Source organism: Variovorax sp. TLI9-5A (assembly GCF_056867935.1).
Window position 1 is genome coordinate 6,434,956 of sequence record NZ_CP200310.1, and the last position, 15,196, is coordinate 6,450,151.

General features: G+C 70.3%; 11 protein-coding genes. 9 read left to right on the plus strand and 2 right to left on the minus strand.

Annotation, left to right across the window (positions count from 1 at the left end; all coding sequences use genetic code 11):
* The first annotated feature begins 197 nt into the window (after positions 1-197).
* The 5 genes from pgaA (at position 198) to AC1VNX_RS30630 (ending at position 7,630) form a co-directional block, all read left to right on the plus strand.
* Entirely contained in the window at positions 198-2,825 is a 2,628-nt protein-coding gene (gene pgaA / locus AC1VNX_RS30610; RefSeq protein ID WP_483161297.1) for a poly-beta-1,6 N-acetyl-D-glucosamine export porin PgaA, read from the plus strand.
* Positions 2,825-4,894, plus strand: coding sequence for a poly-beta-1,6-N-acetyl-D-glucosamine N-deacetylase PgaB (gene pgaB / locus AC1VNX_RS30615; protein ID WP_483161298.1), 2,070 nt, complete (start codon positions 2,825-2,827; stop codon positions 4,892-4,894). Before pgaA ends, pgaB begins: the two co-directional genes overlap by 1 nt.
* Positions 4,891-6,171: a poly-beta-1,6-N-acetyl-D-glucosamine synthase gene (pgaC, locus tag AC1VNX_RS30620; protein ID WP_483161299.1), complete on the plus strand. Its 1,281-nt coding sequence runs from the start codon at positions 4,891-4,893 to the stop codon at positions 6,169-6,171. Before pgaB ends, pgaC begins: the two co-directional genes overlap by 4 nt.
* Positions 6,161-6,745: a poly-beta-1,6-N-acetyl-D-glucosamine biosynthesis protein PgaD gene (pgaD, locus tag AC1VNX_RS30625; protein ID WP_483161300.1), complete on the plus strand. Its 585-nt coding sequence runs from the start codon at positions 6,161-6,163 to the stop codon at positions 6,743-6,745. Before pgaC ends, pgaD begins: the two co-directional genes overlap by 11 nt.
* Positions 6,746-6,832: 87 nt before the next feature.
* On the plus strand, positions 6,833-7,630 hold the full coding sequence (locus AC1VNX_RS30630; RefSeq protein WP_483161301.1) for an SDR family oxidoreductase: 798 nt from the start codon (positions 6,833-6,835) through the stop codon (positions 7,628-7,630).
* A gap of 350 nt (positions 7,631-7,980) precedes the next feature.
* Here the strand turns inward: AC1VNX_RS30630 and AC1VNX_RS30635 are convergent, their stop codons facing one another.
* On the minus strand, positions 7,981-8,889 hold the full coding sequence (locus AC1VNX_RS30635) for a LysR family transcriptional regulator (protein ID WP_483161302.1): 909 nt from the start codon (positions 8,887-8,889) through the stop codon (positions 7,981-7,983).
* A 90-nt stretch (positions 8,890-8,979) separates the two neighbouring features.
* On the opposite strand from AC1VNX_RS30635, the gene AC1VNX_RS30640 reads away from it, so the two are divergent.
* Positions 8,980-9,990 (plus strand): zinc-binding alcohol dehydrogenase family protein, encoded by a 1,011-nt coding sequence (locus AC1VNX_RS30640; RefSeq protein WP_483162042.1) that lies wholly within the window; start codon positions 8,980-8,982, stop codon positions 9,988-9,990.
* 18 nt (positions 9,991-10,008) lie between these two features.
* Positions 10,009-10,563, plus strand: coding sequence for a GNAT family N-acetyltransferase (locus tag AC1VNX_RS30645; RefSeq protein ID WP_483161303.1), 555 nt, complete (start codon positions 10,009-10,011; stop codon positions 10,561-10,563).
* Between the two features lie 7 nt (positions 10,564-10,570).
* On the opposite strand, the gene AC1VNX_RS30650 is transcribed toward AC1VNX_RS30645, so the two are convergent.
* Positions 10,571-11,944, minus strand: coding sequence for a PQQ-dependent sugar dehydrogenase (locus AC1VNX_RS30650; protein ID WP_483161304.1), 1,374 nt, complete (start codon positions 11,942-11,944; stop codon positions 10,571-10,573).
* 155 nt (positions 11,945-12,099) lie between these two features.
* On the opposite strand from AC1VNX_RS30650, the gene AC1VNX_RS30655 reads away from it, so the two are divergent.
* On the plus strand, positions 12,100-12,864 hold the full coding sequence (locus tag AC1VNX_RS30655) for an alanyl-tRNA editing protein (protein WP_483161305.1): 765 nt from the start codon (positions 12,100-12,102) through the stop codon (positions 12,862-12,864).
* Positions 12,865-12,908: 44 nt separating this feature from the next.
* On the plus strand, positions 12,909-15,149 hold the full coding sequence (locus tag AC1VNX_RS30660; protein WP_483162043.1) for a protein-disulfide reductase DsbD family protein: 2,241 nt from the start codon (positions 12,909-12,911) through the stop codon (positions 15,147-15,149).
* Positions 15,150-15,196: the final 47 nt, after the last annotated feature.

Consider the following 15,196-nt stretch of genomic DNA (forward strand, 5'->3'; position numbering starts at 1 on the left):
CGAATACTGAATCTTTCGTTTGCCCTTGTTAACAATGATATCTAAAGTGATTCCAGATTTGATTCTCTGAGCGGGGTTGCCGACCTGTCACATCGGCACCCCGGTCCTTTGTGGCGTCGTCATGGGTCGCCGGGGGGTCTCTTCAGGATTTCCAAGGGAGCAAGGTGTTCATCCAGAAAATAACTGGAGGCACGGGCATGGCCACGCGCACCACGGCGCCGGCCTGCTCGTTGCTTCGTCGATTCGCGCAGTCTGCGCAGAAGAAATTTCCCCCTCTTCCACTGGCGTGCACGCTGGCCTTCGGCGTGCCGGCCGCGCTCGCGCAACAAGCGTCGTCGCCCGCCTTGCCCGCGGCCGTCGACCGGAGTCCCGCATTCCATGGCGCGCCCTATGACGCGCGCCAGCACGACGCGCTGATCGTCGCGCACCGCGAAGGCCGCGTCAGCGGCGCCGAGGCGCTGCGCCAGCTGAAGGCATGGCTGGCCTTGCCCATCGACAGCGACGCGCGCCGCCGCGCGGCCTCCGACGCCATCGCCATCGCTTCCGCCGACGGCCAGTACGAAGAGGCCGTGGCGCTGGGCCGCGAGTTCACGCCATCGATGCTGCAGACCTATGCCCTCGGCCCGCTCGCAGTGGCCGCCAGACGCATCCATGACGCCGGGCTGCAGGGCGAAGCGATCGGCGTCTGGCGCGCGCGGCAGCCCGATGCGCGCGAGCCGCGCATCCACGAGGCCTGGTGGCGCCTCGGCACTGGCGACATCGCCGGCGCGCAGGCGCTGTACCGCGCGCTGTCGCAGCCGATGCCCACGCAGGTCGACGACCGCGTCGCGCTGCTGGAACTGCGCGGCGCGCTGGCGCGCGCGGACAAGAATCTGCTGCAAGCGCTCGGCGCCTACACCGAGGCCGCCGCGTTGCGGCCCGGCCGCCCCGACCTGCGCCGCGAGGCCGACTTCCTGCTCGCGGCCAGCGGCGCCGCATCGAGCGCCTTCGAGGACGCGCAGGCCGCCGAGCGCGCCACGCCCGGCAGCTTCTCGCCGCTGGCGCTCTCCACCCTGCAGCAGGAGGCGCTGGCGCAGCGACTGCGCTGGGCGATCAAGGCGCGCGACCAGCGCCTGGGCGCGGAACGCGTCGTCGAACTCGACCGCGTGCTCGCGGACCAGGAGGCCTCGCTGGCGCGGATCGACGAAGCGGCTCCGAAGGCCGTGGACGCGGGAGATGCCGAGGCATGGCGCAACCTGCGCGTGCACCTGCTGTCCGACCGGCTGCTCGCGCTGGTCGAGCGCGGCCGTCCGGCCGAGGCCATCGCGCTGTACGACGCGATGCGCGCCACGGGCACGCAGCTGCCGTTCCACGGCCTCGCGGCCGCGGCGCGCGCCTTCGCCCAGGAGCGCCGCTCGGCCGAAGCCGTGCCGCTGTACGAAGCGGCGGTGGCGCGCGCCGGTGCCGGCCTGCCGATGCCCGACCCGATCTACATCGGCCTGATCTACGCCTACCAGGACACGGGCCGCTTCGAGGAGGCCGAGGCGCTGCTGCAGCGGCTGGAGCGGCACACGCCCGCGCTGCTGCGCCTTGCTCCCGAGGCCGGCCGCCCCAACGGCGAGTACACCGAGCTGAGCGGCCTGCGCGGGCTGACTCAGCTCTACACCGACCGGCCGGCGCTCGCTCAGCGGAGCTTTTCGGTGCTGACGCGGGAAGCGCCGCTCAACGCCGGCTACGCCCACGGCGCGGCCCTCACCGAACGCCTGCGCGAGCACCCCGAGGCCGCGCTCGCGCGCTTCGAGGCACTGGCGGCCAACTCGCCCTACGACACCGACGGGCGCACCGGACTCGTCGAAGCACTGCTCGACGCCGGCGAATTCGGCGAAGCCCGCCGGCGCGCCGGGTCGCTCGCGGCCGACCTGCCCGACTCGGTGCAGGTGCGCGAGATGGAACGCCGGCGCCGCGCGCAGGTGGGCCCGCGCCTGGAGGTGGACGCCGAGGCCTCCTCCGGCGGCGCGGCCATCGCCAACCGCGAATGGCGCATCGACAGCCGGCTCAGCTCGGGCCTCATCGACGACCGGTGGCGCGTGTTCTACGACCAGACGCTGGGACGTGGCAGCACCGACATCGGCAACGCGAACTGGGCACGCGGCGGCCTCGGCCTGAGCTGGCAGCAAGGGCGCTGGCTGGCCGAAGGCATGCTGCAGCACGCGAACGCCGGCCCCTACCGCAACAGCGCGGCCGGCCGCCTCGACTACCGCGCGGGCGACGCATGGCGGCTGTCGGCCACCTACGACGGCGACAGCAAGGAGCTGCCGTGGAAGGCGCGCGTGGCCGGCATCGGCGCGCACGAGTTCGGCGCGAGCGTGGGCTACGTGGTGGACGAATCGCGCCGCTTCGACCTGAAGTGGCAGCGGCTGGACTTCAGCGACGGCAACCTGCGCGACGGCGTGGACATCGGCTGGCGCGAGCGCTGGATCAGCACGCCGCGCTTCCAGCTCGAGACGCGCCTGGGCGCCGACGCGAGCCACGGCCGCGCCGTCGCCAACGCGCCCTACTTCAATCCCTCGAGCGACAGCAGCGTGCAGCTTTCGGTGCGCGCGCAATGGCTCAACTGGAAGCGCGACGACCGCCAGTTCTTCCAGGCCGTCGAGCTCGCCGGCGGCAGCTACCGCCAGGCCGGCTTCGGCAGCGGCCCGATGTGGACGCTGCGCTACGAGCACCGCTGGAACCTGGGGCCCGCCCTCACGCTGCGCTACGGCCTGAGCATCTCCGGCCACCCCTACGACGGCGTGCGCGAGCGACAGCGCGGCGTCTTCCTCAACCTCTCGACGCCCCTGCCCTGATGCGAAGAACGACGAAGCCTCCATTCACACGCCTGCTGCACGCGGCCCTGTTCTGGCTGACGCTGGCGCTGTCGTGCGCCGCCGCCGCGCAGCCGCTGCCGGCCGCCGATCCCGACGACGGCCTGAGCTTTCGCGTGATCTCCTTCCACGACGTGCGCACCGACGTGCGCGCGAGCTTCGAGACATCGCCCGACGAAACGGCGGTGGACGAGCGCACCTTCGCCGAGTTCTTCGCCTGGCTGCAATACAGCGGCCATCACCCGGTGAGCCTGCAGCAGATCGTCGACGCGCGCGCCGGCGGCAAGCCGCTGCCGCCCAAGCCGGTGCTGCTGACCTTCGACGACGGCTACCGCAGCGCCTACACCAAGGTGTTTCCGCTGCTCAGGCGCTACAACTACCCGGCGGTGATGGCGCTGGTGACGAGCTGGCTCGAAGTGCCCGAGGGCCAGCTGGTGCAGTGGGGCGACAGGCCCGCGCCGCGCGAGAACTTCCTGCTGTGGCGCGAGGCCGCCGAGATGGCGCGCTCCGGCCTCGTCGAATTCGCGAGCCACAGCGACGCGATGCACACCGGCATCCTCGCCAACCCGCAGGGCAACCTGCTGCCGGCCGCGGCCACGCACCGCTACGACCCGAAGACCGGCCGCTACGAGGAGAACGCGGCCTACGTGCAGCGCATCGAGGCCGACCTGCGCCGCAGCCGCGAACTCATCGAGAAACACACCGGCGCCAGGGTGCGCGCCATGGTCTGGCCCTACGGCGCCTACAACGAGGCGGCGCTGAAGGCATCCGCGCGCGCGGGCATGCCCGTCACCCTCACGCTGGACGACGGCTCGAACACGCCCGGGGTACCGCTCGACCGCATCCGCCGCGCGCTCGCGGCCTATGACAACCAGGCGCCCGACTACGCGCAGATGCTGCGCAGCCCCGTGGGCGGCGAGGTGCGCCCGGTCAACCGCGTGATGCACGTGGACCTCGACTACGTGTACGACCCCGACCCAGCGCAGCAGGAGCGCAACCTCTCGGCGCTGATCGACCGCGTGGCCGCCGTGCGCCCGCGCGCGGTGTTCCTGCAGGCTTATGCCGACCCCGACGGCGACGGCGTGGCCGACGCGCTGTACTTTCCCACCCGCCACCTGCCGATGCGCGCCGACCTGTTCGGCCGCGCGGCCTGGCAGCTGCGCAGCCGCGCCGGCGTGAAGGTCTACGCCTGGATGCCGGTCACGGCCTTCCGGCTGCCGGCATCGAACCCGCTCGCCACGCACACCGTCGTGGCGCAGGGCGGCAAGATGCCCGCCGACCGCTACCACCGCCTCACGCCCTTCGACCCTGCGGTGCGCACGCTGGTCGGCGACATCTACGAAGACCTCGGCCGCCACTGCTTCTTCGAGGGCCTGCTGTTCCACGACGACGCGATGCTCTCCGACGACGAGGACGCGAGCCCCGCCGCGCTGGCCACCTATGCGCGATGGGGCCTGCCGGCCGACGTGGCGGCGATCCGCGCCGATCCGCAGCTGATGGCGCGCTGGACCACGGCCAAGACGCGCTACCTGATCGAGTTCACGCAGGAACTCGCCGCGCGCGTGGGCGCCTGGCGCCCGGCGCTGGAGACCGCGCGCAACCTCTACGCCCGGCCAGTGCTCGAGCCGCAGGCCGAGCAGTGGTTTGCGCAGAACTACGAAGCCTCGCTCGCCGCCTACGACTACGTCGCGCTCATGGCCATGCCGCGCATGGAGCGCGAGGCCGATGCGGACGGCTGGCTCGCACGGCTGGCCCGGCGCGCCGCCGACACGCCGCGTGGCCTCGACGGCACGGTGTTCGAGCTGCAGGCGCGCGACTGGCGCACCGGCAAGCCCGTGCCCGACGCGGAACTCACGCGCCAGTGGACGCTGTTGCAGCGCGCCGGCGTGCGCCACCTGGGCTACTACCCCGACGACTTCCTCAACGACCGGCCCGGGCTGGACACCGTGCGCCGCGCGATCTCGGTGCGCACCCTGCTGCCGCGCGCGCTGCGCACGCCGGCCGAGACCGAAACGCCACCGAGCCCGCCGCAAGGAGCAAGGCCGCAATGAGCCCCTCCCTGCAATTCCTCGCGCAGACGCTGCCCTCGCTGTTGTTCGGCTTCGTCTTCTACTACCCGTTCTTCATGGCCTACGTCTGGATGGCGGGCGGCCTCTCGCATGCGTGGGTGTTCGAGCGCAGCCGCGACGTGGACGTCAACCCGCTCGACCTGCTGCCCTCGCGTCCGCTGGTCACGGTGGTGGTGCCCTGCTTCAACGAGGCGCCGCACCTGCGCGAGGTGATCGAGCAGCTGATGCGCACGCGCTACCCGTACTGCGAGGTCATCGCGGTGAACGACGGCAGCACCGACGGCACCGGCGAGCTGCTCGACGAGATGACGAAGGAGTACGGGCGCCTGCGCGTGATCCACAACGCCAGCAACCAGGGCAAGGCCGTCGGCCTGAACACCGCCTGCCAGCTCGCGCGCGGCGAGTACATCCTCGGCATCGACGGCGATGCGCTGATCGACGAGGACGCCATCGCGTGGATGCTGCTGCCGATGCTGGCCTCCGAGCGCATCGGCGCGGTCACCGGCAACCCGCGCATCCGCACCCGCACCACGCTGCTGGGGCGCATGCAGGTGGGCGAGTTCTCCTCGATCATCGGCCTCATCAAGCGCTCGCAGCAGCTGGTGGGCACGCTCTTCACCGTGTCGGGCGTGCTCGCCATGTTCCGCCGCCGCGCGGTGATCGACGTCGGCTTCTGGAGCCCCGACGTGCTCACCGAGGACATCGACATGAGCTGGAAGCTGCAGATCGCCGGCTGGCAGCTGCGCTTCGAGCCGCGCGCGCTGTGCTGGATCTTGATGCCCGAGACCTTGCGCGGTCTCTGGAAGCAACGCCTGCGCTGGGCCATCGGCGGCATCCAGACCATGCTGCGCTGCACCTCGCACATCCTGCGGCCGCGCCACTGGCGCATGTGGCCCGTGTATTTCGAGTACATGACGAGCATCTTCTGGGCCTACGCGATGGCGCTGGTGCTGCTCATCAGCCTGGTGCGGCCCTTCCTGCCGCACGACTCGTCCTGGCATTCGGCGCTGCTGCCTCACTGGCAGGGCACGCTGCTGGCCATGACCTGCATCCTGCAGATGCTGCTGAGCCTGTGGATCGACCGCCGCTATGACCGCGACCTGATGCGCTACTTCGCCGGAACCATCTGGTATCCGATCGCCTTCTGGACCATCACGATGGCGACCACCGTCATCGCGGTTCCCAAAGCCCTGCTACGCCGCCGGGGCAAACGCGCGGTGTGGACCAGCCCCGACCGAGGAGTTTCCGATGTCCCATGAGTCCGTGTTCCCCTCCAGCCATCCGCCCGACACGCACAACGACGCCGCGCCGCCGGACCGTCGCCGCTCCTGGGGCCAGCCCGAGGTGGACGAGCCCATCATCGATGCCGCGCGCATCCCGCTGCGCGCCTTCGGCAGCGGCCGCTCGCCGCAGCGCGCGCTCGCCATGTACCTGTGGCTGCGCCTGCTGCGCCCCGCCATCACCATCGCGATCTGGTTCTGCGCCGTCTGGTACGCGTGGCCCTACGTGCTCGGCGCGCGCTCCCAACCCGAGGTGCTGCACCTGCTGAGCCTGTACGGCCTGATGATCTGCGCCATCCTGGCGTCGATGCTGGTGATGGCGCCATGGCGCCGCCGCCAGCAACGCCGCGAGGCGCCGCCCACGAGGGAGAAGTCATCTCTCTCCGCACTGGCCACCTACATCGAAGTGCCACCCGCGCGCCTGTCGAACTGGCAGCGCACGCGGCAGCTGCTCGTGCACCACGACAACAACGGCCACCTGCGCGACGCCATAGACACCACACCCGGCGCGCTCGAACCCGAACCGCAACAGCACGCGACGAAGAAGCGCTGAGAGCCCGAGGCCCATCCAGCCGGGCGCGTGCAGGGGTTTCGCGGCGGTGATTGAATCGCCACACCCCATCCACCAAGGACCCGCTTCATGGACCTCCAGCTCCAGGACCAGCACGTACTCATCACCGGCGGCAGCAAGGGCATCGGCCTCGCCTGCGCACTGGGCTTCCTGCGCGAAGGCGCCCGCGTCAGCCTCGTCTCGCGCGACCTCGCCAACCTCGAACAGGGCCGCAAGACCCTCGCCGAATCCTTCCCCCAAGCCGAAGCCCGCGTCTCCATCCATGCAGCCGACCTCAAGGCCCCCGCCAGCGCCGTAGCCGCCCTCGACGCCGCCGAAAAAGCCTTCGGCCCCGTCGACGTCCTCGTCAATTCCGCAGGCGCCGCCCGCCGCACCCCGCCCGACGACCTCACCGCTGCGTCGTGGCACGACGCCATGGACGCCAAGTACTTCACCTACATCCACATGATCGACCCGGTGGTCAAGCGCATGGGCCAGCGCGGCCGCGGCGCCATCGTCAACGTCATCGGCCAGGGCGGCAAAGTCGCAAGCCCCGTCCACATGGCCGGCGGAGCAGCCAACGCCGCCCTCATGCTCGTCAGCGCCGGCATGGCCGCCGCCTACGCCGCCAAGGGCGTGCGCGTGAACGCGGTGAACCCCGGCCTCACGCTCACCGAGCGCCTGCAGGAAGGCATGAAAGCCGACGCCAAGCTGCAGGGCATCGGCACCGACGAAGCGCTGGAGCGCGCCAAGGCACGGCTGCCGCTGGGCCGCATCGCGACTCCGGAGGAAGTGGCCAACACGGTGCTGTTCCTCGCGTCGCCGAAGGCGAGTTATGTGACGGGCGCCATCGTGGCGATGGATGGGGCGGTGACGCCGATGATTTGAGGAAGTAGAGGGCGCACGGCGACATCGAGCGCCGCCGCCCTCACCCCAACCCTCTCCCGCAAGCGGGAGAGGGAGCCAATCCGAAGGCCGAGCGAAGCAAAGGCCCGAGTGGGGCCCCCTCCCCTCTGGCTGCGCCGAGGAGCGCAGCGTTTCGCGGATCAGGGCTCGCCCTTGTCTGAGCGAAGCGAGTTTGGGCGAGACCCCGCGAAACGCGAGCACCGCAGGTTGCCCCGTAGCGCAGCGAAGGGGTCGCAGACAGTGGGGTCGCCTTTCTTTTGCCTACTTTTCTTTGGCGAAGCAAAGAAAAGTAGGTCGCCCGCCGGGGCGAGTCCCGGCCCCGGGAAACAACCTCACCCCGAAGCCAGCAAAGCCTCGAATTTGAGAGCAAGAAATTCGACGAAAGCCCGAACCCGAGCCGGCACAAACCTCCCACTCGGCAGCAAAGCATGCAACGGATAAGGCTCAGTCTCCCAATCAACAAGCAACCGCACGAGCCGCCCTTCCCGAATGTCGTCCCGCACATCCAACGCAGACTTCAACGAAATCCCATACCCCGCCACAGTCCACTCCCGAGCCAGCGAAGCATCGTCCACACTGCGATTCCCATTCACCCGCACCTCCGTCCACTGCCCGTTCTGGGCAAACCGCCACACCCGGTGCCTCCGACCCGACCGATTGAAGATCAGGCAGTTGTGATGCACCAGATCCTGCGGCACCCGAGGCGCCGGATGCCTCCGCAGATAGTCAGGTGAAGCAGTGAGCAGCGGATTGGTCAACGCAAACGGCCGAGCCACCAGTCGCGAATCCGCCAGCGCGCCATAACGCAGCGCCACGTCGACCTCGTCGCGCATCACGTCCAGCGGCCGATCCCCCACCGACAGCGACAGCTGCACCCCCGGATGCAGCGCCAGAAACTCGTCGAACCAAGGCAGCAGCGTGCTGCGCGTCAGGTCCGAAGGCGAAGCCACACGAAGGGTGCCGACCAGCTCCCCGCGATCGGCAGTGACCAGCGACTCCCCCTCGTCGAGCAACTCGAAAGCCCGCACCGCGTAGTCGAGCAGCGTCTGCCCTTGAGGAGTAAGCCGCATCGCCCGCGTAGACCGCTCGAACAACCGCGCCCCGAGCTGCGCCTCCAGCCGCTTGAGCGTGGCGCTGGCAGCCGCCGGCGTGATCCCCAGCGCATGCGCCGCCGCGGTGAGCGTGCCCGCCCGCGCCGTATGCACCAGCACCTGCAGATCGGAGATATTTTCAATTTTCATTTGAAACTGTTGCTTATTTCGGCCTACTTATCAAACCAGCCTTGCGATCCTACAGTTCAGTCATCGTTACTGAAAGGTGCATTCGCCATGATGAAAGCCGTCGGCTACTACCAGCCCCTCCCCATCGACAACCCCGAATCGCTGCAGGACCTTGAACTGCCCGCGCCCGTCCCCGGCGCGCGCGACCTGCTGGTGCGCGTGAAGGCGGTGTCGGTCAACCCCGTGGACACCAAGGTCCGCAAGAACGCCGCGCCCGAGGCCGGCCAGGCCAAGGTGCTGGGCTGGGACGCCGTGGGCACGGTCGAGGCCATCGGCGCCGGCGTGAAGAACTTCAAGCCCGGCGACCGCGTGTACTACTCGGGCTCGATCATCCGCCCCGGCACCAACGCCGAACTGCATGCGGTGGACGAGCGCATCGCCGCTGTCGCGCCCAGGAGCCTCGACGATTCGCAGGCCGCCGCGCTGCCGCTGACCACCATCACCGCCTACGAACTGCTGTTCGACCGCCTGCGCGTGCCCAAGGGCGGCGGCGAAGGCCAGACGCTGCTGGTCACCGGCGGTGCCGGCGGCGTGGGCTCCATCCTCATCCAGCTCGCGCGCCAGCTGACCAAGCTGCGCGTGATCGCCACCGCCTCGCGCGCCGAGACGCGTGCCTGGTGCCTGGAGCTGGGCGCGCACGCGGTCATCGACCACTCGAAGCCGCTGGCCGCCGAGCTGACGGCCGCCGGCATCGGCGAGGTCGACATGGTCGCCAGCCTCACGCAGACCGACCAGCACTACGCGCAGATCATCGAAAGCCTGAAGCCCCAGGGCCAACTCGCGGTGATCGACGACATGAAGGTGCTCGACGCGATGCCGCTGAAGACCAAGTGCATCTCGCTGCACTGGGAAATGATGTTCGCGCGCTCGCGCTTCGAGACGCCCGACATCGCCGAGCAGGGCGCGCTGCTGGCCGAGGTGGCCGCGCTGGTCGACGCCGGCCGCATCCGCACCACGGCGAACGCGAGCTTCGGCACCATCAACGCCGCGAACCTGCGCAAGGCCCACGCGCTCATCGAGAGCGGCAAGGCGCAGGGCAAGGTGGTGCTGGCCGGATTCTGAGCCAGCACAATCGGCGGCATGACCGCCGACATCATCGAATTCGACACGCCCCGCCTGCGTCTGCGCCAATGGCGCGACAGCGATCTCGCCCCCTTCTTCGAGCTCGCGGGCGACCCGCTGGTGATGGAGTTTCTGCTGCCGCTGCCCACGCGCGCCGACAGCGACGCGGCGGTCGCGCGCACGCGCTCGCGCATCGCCGGGAACGGCTGGGGCTTCTGGGCCGTGGAGCACAAGGAATCGGGCGAGTTCATGGGCTTCACCGGGCTCAACTCTCCGATGGCCGAGCTGCCCTTCTCGCCCTGCGTGGAGATCGGCTGGCGCTTCGCGCGCAAGTGGTGGGGCCACGGCTACGCGAGCGAGGCGGCGCGCGCCGCGCTGCAGGTGGGCTTCGGACGGCTCGGGCTGAACGAGATCGTCGCCTTCACCGCATGGAACAACACTCGCTCGGCGGCGGTGATGCAGCGCATCGGCATGACGGAAGACTTGGACGGCGCCTTCGACCACCCGCTGGTGCCCGAGGGCCACGCGCTGCGGCGGCACCGGCTCTACCGCATCGCCCGGCCGCGGCGCTGAAGGGAAACTACTTCGCCTTCGACACCCGCCACACGGTGTTGCCCACGTCGTCCGCCACGATCAGCGCGCCGCCCTTGTCGAGCGCCACGCCCACCGGGCGGCCCTGCGCCTTCTCGTCGGCGCTCAGGAAGCCGGTCAGCACGTCGATGGGCGGCCCGCTGGGCTTGCCGCCGATGAAGGGCACGAACACCACCTTGTAGCCCGACTTGGGCTTGCGGTTCCACGAGCCGTGCTCGCCGATGAAGACGCCGCTGGCGAACTGCTCCGGCATGCCGCCGGGGCGCGAGAACACCATGCCCAGCGGCGCGACGTGCGAGCCCAGCGCGTAGTCGGGCGCGATGGCCTTGGCCACCATCTGCGGGTTCTGCGGCGTGACGCGCGCGTCGACCACGCCGCCGTAGTAACTCCAGGGCCAGCCGTAGAAGGCGCCGTCCTTCACCGAAGTGAGGTAGTCGGGCACGAGGTCGCTGCCGATCTCGTCGCGCTCGTTCACCACGGTCCACAGCACCTGGGTGTCGGGCTCCCAGCCCATGCCGTTGGGGTTGCGCAGGCCGCTGGCGAAGAGGCGCTTCTCGCCGGTCTTCGTGTCGACCTCCCAGATGGCGGCGCGGCCCTCCTCGGCCGGCAGGCCGTTCTCGCCGATGTTGCTGTTGGAGCCGACGGTCACGTAGAGCTTGCTGCCGTCGGCGTTGGCGATCACGTTCTTGGTCCAGTGGTGGTTGATGCCGGCGGGCAGCTGCGTCACCAGCGTGGGGCTGGCGTCGATGGAGGTCTGGCCCTCGGTGTAAGGCACCTTCACCAGCGCGTCGGCGTTGGCGACGAAAAGCTCGTTGCCCACCAGCACCATGCCGTAGGGCGAGCGCAGCTTGCTCATGAACACCTGCTTCACATCGGCCTGTCCGTCGCCGTCGGCGTCGCGCAGCAAGGTGATGCGGTCGGCGCTGGGCACGCCCGCGCCGGCGCGGCCCATGACCTTGCCCATGACCCAGTTGCGAATCGCGGCGACGGGGCCGCTGCCGCCGTCGCTGCTGTCGGCGGGCTTGGGCGGCTTGTTGCTCTCGGCCACCAGGATGTCGCCGTTGGGCAGCGTGTAGACCCAGCGCGGGTGGTCGAGGCCGCGCGCCAGCGCCGTCACCTTCAGGCCCTCGGCGGGAACGGGCGTCGCGGTGTCGGTCCAGCCGATGGCGGGGGCGACGTTGACGGTGGGAATCAGGGTCTTGTTCGGCTCGGCCAGCTGCGGGCGCGGGCCGGTCGTCAGCTCGGGCGCGAGCTTGGCAGCCTCGCCGCAGCCGGCGGCGAGCAGCGCGGCGGCCAAGGTCACGGCGGTGACTTTGGGCCAGGAGGGCGCGATGCGGGTGAATGCTTGCTGCTGTCGTTCCATGCGTGTTCCTTCATGCGGCAGTGATGCGGCGCCGTGGAGGCGGCGTGCCGCCTGCGGCACATATCTTCCACAGGCCGGCCCACCGGGGAGTGTCGGCCGTGGGCGCTTTCTGGCGTGGGCGCACCTCATTCGCGCATCGCCGCTACCATCGCCGGATGACCGACGACCTGTTCCGCGCCGACGCCTACCTGCGCAGCTGCGACGCCCGCGTGCTGCGCATCGACGATGCCGGCATCGTGCTCGACCGCACGGTGTTCTACCCGCTGGGCGGCGGACAGGCTGGAGACAGCGGCGTGCTGGCCCTGGCCGACGGCCGCGAAGTCGTCATCGCCGACACCCGCAAGGCCAAGGACGCGGAAGGCCAGCCCACCGACGAGTTCATCCACGTGCCGGCCCCCGGGCAAGAGGAACTTTTGGCCGCGCTGAAGCCCGGCGACGCGCTCACCGCCCGCATCGACTGGGAGCGCCGCCACCGCCTGATGCGCTTCCATACCGCCACCCACCTCCTGTGCCACCTGGTGCCGCAGCCGGTGAACGGCTGCTCCATCACCCCCGAGTACGCACGGCTCGACTTCCACATGACCGAACCGCTGGACAAGGACTCGCTGACCGCCGGCCTCGCCCGGCTGGTCGAGGCGGCCCACCCGCTGACGGTGGGCGCCATCACCGACGAGGAGCTCGACGCCAACCCCGCGCTGGTCAAGAGCATGAGCGTGCAGCCGCCGCGCGGCACGGGCACGGTTCGCACCATCCGCATCGGCGGCACGGGCGAAGGCGAGGCAGCGATCGACTTCCAGCCCTGCGGCGGCACGCATGTTGCAAACACCGCCGAAATCGGGGCTGTGGTGATCACCAAGATAGAGAAGAAGAGCGCGAGCAGCCGGCGCGTGGTGCTGGGCTGGGCCTCCGCAGCCGCCTGAGCCGCCCTGGAACTTCGCCCCCATTGAATGCTCCGACTGACGGCATGATCTTCCCGCGCATCCAATTCGCTACGCTTCTGATAGCAACAGCCGCAGCCAGCATGCCGGCCATGGCGCAATCGACGCCCGAACTGGCATCCAGGCCGGGCGCCGTGGTCACCACCCCCCATGTGCGCGCCGAACTCATCGCCCACGCCCCCGACGGCGTGACGCCCGGCGCCCCGGTGTGGGTCGGCCTGCAGATCGCGCACCAGCCCGAGTGGCACACCTACTGGAAGAACGCCGGCGATTCCGGCCTGCCCACCGAGATGACGTGGACGCTGCCGGCGGGCGTCTCGACCGGCGAAATTGCATGGCCGGCGCCGAAGAAGATCCCGGTCGGCAGCCTCGCCAACTACGGCTACGAGAACATCGTGCTGCTGCCGGTGCCGCTGGAGGTGTCCACGCTCTACAAGCCGCCGGTGGCGCTGGGCGGCACGCCGGCGATGGACATCCAGCTCAAGGCCTCCTGGCTGGTCTGCCGCAAGGAATGCATTCCCGAGGAAGGCACCTTCACGCTGGCCCTGCCGCTGCAGGGCTCGACCGCGCTGCACAAGGCGGAGTTCGACACCGCCCTCGCCGCCCGGCCCCAGCCGCTGGCCAAGCCGGGCGCCGTCGAGGTCGACGGCCACAGCCTGAAGGTGCGGCTGGAGGGCCTGCCCGCCGCCGCACAGGGCAAGACGCTGGAGTTCTTCCCCGAGACCCCCGAGGTGATCCGCACCGCGGCCGTCTCCGGCAAGGACTGGACCCAATCCTGGCAGGGCGACACCTGGACCGCCACCGTGCCGCTGGCCGACCAGCGCAGCGCCAGCCCCACCGTCATGCCGTTGGTGGTGACGCTGCCCGAGGCCGACCGGCAGGCCGGCCAGCCGATGGCGTGGCGCGCCGAGGCGCCGGTGTCGGGCGCCTGGCCCACGGCCGCCGCGCCGCGCGCCGCCGAGGTGTCGCCGGCGCTGCAGGCCGCGCTCGCGGCCAATGCGGCCAACGCCGGTGCCGCCAAGGCGAGCGATCTGCCCGCTCCCTCCACCACCACCTTCCTGGCCGCGCTGCTGGGCGCCCTGCTCGGCGGCCTGCTGCTGAACCTGATGCCCTGCGTGTTCCCGATCCTCGCGATCAAGGTGCTGGGCTTCGCGCGGCAGGCGGGCAACGCCAGCGCGCACCGCAAGGCCGGGCTGGCCTACACGGGCGGCGTGATGCTGTCCTTCCTCGCGCTCGGCGGCGGCATGCTGGCGCTGCGCGCGGCGGGCGCCGGGCTGGGCTGGGGCTTCCAGCTGCAGTCGCCGGGGGTGGTGGCTGCTCTTGCCGCACTTTTCACGCTGATCGGGCTGAACCTCGCGGGAGTGTTCGAGTTCGGCCGCGCCGCGCCCTCTTCGGTGTGCAGCGCGCAGGCCAAGCATCCGCTGGCCAACGACTTCCTCTCGGGCGTGCTCGCCGTGGTGATCGCATCGCCCTGTTCCGCGCCGTTCATGGGCGCCTCGCTGGGCTTCGCCATCGGACTGCCGGCCGCGCAGGCGCTGCTGCTGTTCGCGGCGCTGGGCTTCGGCTTGGCGTTGCCGTATCTTGTGGCCGGCTTCGTGCCCGCCGTAGCCTACCTGCTGCCCAAGCCCGGCCCGTGGATGGGCACGCTGCGCCGCCTGCTGGCCTTCCCGATGTTCGCCACCGTGGCGTGGCTGGTGTGGGTGCTGGGCCAGCAAAGCGGCATCGACGGCGCGGGCACGCTGCTCGCGCTCCTGGTGTGCATGGCCGCCATCGTCTGGGCGTTCACGCTGCGCGGGCGCACGCGGCTCGTGATCGCGAGCGTGCTGATCGCGTTCACCGTGGTGCTCACCGCCGCCATCGGCCACAACGTGCTGCAGGTGGTGGAGCCGGCGAAGCTGGCCTCGGCCGGCACGAAGGACACGACCGGCCAGCGCTGGCAGCCCTGGTCCGCCGAACGCGTGGCGCAGCTGTCGGACGCGGGCCGGCCGGTGTTCATCGATTTCACCGCCGCATGGTGCGTGACCTGCCAGTACAACAAGAAGAGCACCCTGTCCGACGAGCAGGTGCTGGCCGACTTCGACGCCAAGAAGGTCGCGATGCTGCGCGCCGACTGGACCCGGCGCGACCCCGCCATCACCGCCGCGCTCACCGCGCTGGGCCGCAGCGGCGTGCCGGTGTACGTGCTGCAGGCACCGGGCAAGCCGCCGGTCGTGCTGACGGAGATACTGGGCAAGGACGAAGTCCGCGCCGCCATCGCCGCGCTTTGACCACCGGCGTGACATGGGTTGTCACAAGCACTTGAAGAAACCGTTCT